Source organism: Pseudomonas sp. HMWF006, from assembly GCF_003061205.1.
GTDB classification, from domain to species: domain Bacteria; phylum Pseudomonadota; class Gammaproteobacteria; order Pseudomonadales; family Pseudomonadaceae; genus Aquipseudomonas; species Aquipseudomonas monsensis.
In genome coordinates this window covers 1-2,616 of sequence record NZ_QAIU01000306.1, presented here as the reverse complement: position 1 = coordinate 2,616, position 2,616 = coordinate 1, and the positions used below count along the sequence as shown (strand labels likewise).

General features: G+C 59.3%; 2 protein-coding genes. One reads left to right on the top strand and one right to left on the bottom strand.

Annotation, left to right across the window (positions count from 1 at the left end):
* On the top strand, positions 1–1,841 hold a 1,841-nt coding region (locus tag DBR24_RS12590), incomplete at its 5' end, for a M3 family metallopeptidase (RefSeq protein ID WP_128614920.1).
* Here DBR24_RS12590 and DBR24_RS12585 read toward each other — a convergent pair.
* Positions 1,828–2,472 (bottom strand): dual specificity protein phosphatase family protein, encoded by a 645-nt coding sequence (locus tag DBR24_RS12585; protein ID WP_128614919.1) that lies wholly within the window; start codon positions 2,470–2,472, stop codon positions 1,828–1,830. The two genes, DBR24_RS12590 and DBR24_RS12585, sit on opposite strands and share 14 nt — an antisense overlap.
* Positions 2,473–2,616: the final 144 nt, after the last annotated feature.

The window sequence follows — 2,616 nt, the reverse complement described above, 5'->3', positions numbered from 1 at the left end:
CCATGGCCATTATCGAACCCCTCTCGAGCGTCAAACCCGACGACACCGACTGGCTCAGGGAAAGCGCCTTGTGCAGCCTCGCAGCGGACCAATACCGCGCCGACAAGGCCGCCAATCTGGCGCTGTACCGTACCTATCAACGGCTGGCGAACAGCTCGATTGCCGCCAGTTTCGATGATCAGCGCAAAGCCTCGCTGGCGAAGATTCTGCGCAAATTTCGCCTGTCCGGGATCGAACTGCAGCGTGCTCAACAGCATACGCTTGCGCGCCTGAATCACGACATCCGGCAGCTGGAGCAACTGTTCCTGAGCAACCTGGAACTGGCCGACGCCGCGTGGAGCAAACGCATTGCCGACGTCACGCAGCTTGAAGGCCTGTCTGCTGCGGTGCAGGCGCGTCTGGCCCGCAATGCAAAACAGGCAGGATTCGACGGCTGGCTGCTGACGCTGGATCGAAACACCTACCAGCACGTCATGACTCACTCGCAAAACAGGGCACTGCGCGAAGAATATTACTTGGCGTGGTTTAGCCGCGCCTCCGACCAGGGCCCCCAAGCGAACAAAACCGACAACCATCCGGTCCTGACGGTGTTGGTCGGCCTGCGACACGAAAAAGCCCGGTTACTCGGATTCGAAAACTTCGTCCAGTTTCGCCTCGAAAACCGCATGGCTGCCTCACCCGAACAAGTCGACGCCTTTGTCCGCCAGCAAGTGGCATCAAATACGCCGGCCTTGCAGCGCGATGCCCAGGCCCTGAAGGCGTTCGCGCTCACCCAGGGGATTGCACCAATACAGCCATGGGATGAAGACTTCCTCGCCGAGCAGTTACGCCTGCGGCAATTGAATGGCGCACTCAAAAGCTTGCGTGAGTACTTCCCGCTCGATGGCACGCTACGTCGGCTCTGTCTATTCAGCGAGCACATGTTCGGCGTCAAGATCGTCGAACAGACAGCGGTCAGCCACTGGCATCAAAGCGTGCGGTTACTGGAGGTACGCGAGTACGAGCAAGTGATCGGGTATATCTACATTGACCCCTATCACCACGAAGAATCGACCGACTATGCCTTCACCTCGGCCTTGCGCGTTCGCCGCATCAATGCCGAAGGGCGCCCATCGCTGCCGATTGCCAGCCTTCACAGTAACTTCCCGCCTGCCACCAAGGACCATCCGTGCCTGCTGTCCCACGAAAACCTGCGGGTGCTGTTCCACGAGTTCGGGCATTGCCTGCAACATATTTTCACGCGATCCCCGCATCGCAACCTTTCGGGGATTTCGCAAATGGCCCGCGATACTGCCGAGTTCGCCGGGCAGTTGTTCGAACACTGGTGCCTGTCATCGGAGTTTCTGGTGTGGCTAGGCGCCCATTACCAGAGCGGCGAGCGACTGACGAAGGCACGGGCCGAGACTGCGCTGGCCGCCATCAGCGCCCACACCAGCCGGACCACCGCCATGTTGCTGATGACGGCGTTATTTGATTTGGAGCTGCATCGAAGTCATGGCGATGGCCGCAGCATCCAGCAGGTTTTCGAAGATGTGCAACGTGACATCCCCCACCTGCAACTGTCGGGTTATCACCGCCTCGCCTATAGCTTTGATTACCTGGTGACCGGCTACGCGGCATCGGTCTACGCCTACAAATGGTCGGGCGTGCTGGCGAGCGAGGTGTTCAAACGGTTTCAGCGCGACGGTGTGTTCGCCCCGCAGACAGGGCGGGATTTTCGCGAGGCGTTCTTTGCGCCCGGCGACTCCCGCTCATTGCTCAAGGCAGCGCATGGGTTTCTTGGCGAGCCTGTTACCGCACAGCTCTTTGCCGCCGATACGCCCGCGGTTACTTCAGGTTGACCGACTGGAACCAGCTCTTCATCGAGCAGGTGGCAAAGGCACTGGTGCTGCAATCGCCATTGGCCAGAGCGGTACGCAGTTTGTCGACATCGGCCTGCATCACATAGCGCACGCCATCCTTGAAATGGCCGCTTTCACCAAAACCGCCCTGAGTCATCTCGTTCAGCGCGTCTTCCTTGCTCCAGCCCTGCACCACGATCCGGTACATCGCCGCCATCAGGCCGGTACGGTCGGAACCGTGCTTGCAATGCATCAACACCGGGCCATTGGCTTCGGCAGCCTGAATCGCGCGCAGGGTCTTGAGCACATCGGCGTCATCGACATGGTTGGTGCGATAAGGCAGTTGCACCTGATTGATGCCTGGCTCGGACAACCAGCGGCTGTCGGCTTCCGGCAGGAAGTTGATCACCGTCGCCACTTTGAGGTTCTTCAACAACGGCACCGCACCGCCGTCCGGCAAGGCGCTGCGGTAGAGGGTTGGCGACATCTGGAACAGGTTGTACTGCACTTCAACCGGTTGTGCCCATTCAGGGGGACGCGATGTTGCAGCGGCGTCAGCCTGGGCCGGCATCAAGTGCAGCAGGGCAACAAGCGACAAACACAAAGCAGGGAAAAGGCGCACTCGGGACATGCTGGGCTGACCGTATCGGGATTCATCAATGAAAGGCCTTACAGCTTCTGCGTACGACGGTCAAAGCCCTGTGAGGCTCTTGTCAAAGAATCGTGAATCCGTGCGATTTCATTGAGCGTCGAGGAAAAAACCGCGGTTTTTTCC

Excerpts from the sequence above, each read along its gene's own strand:
- DBR24_RS12585 (WP_128614919.1), bottom strand. The coding sequence starts at position 2,472 with ATGTCCCGAGTGCGCCTTTTCCCTGCTTTGTGTTTGTCGCTTGTTGCC.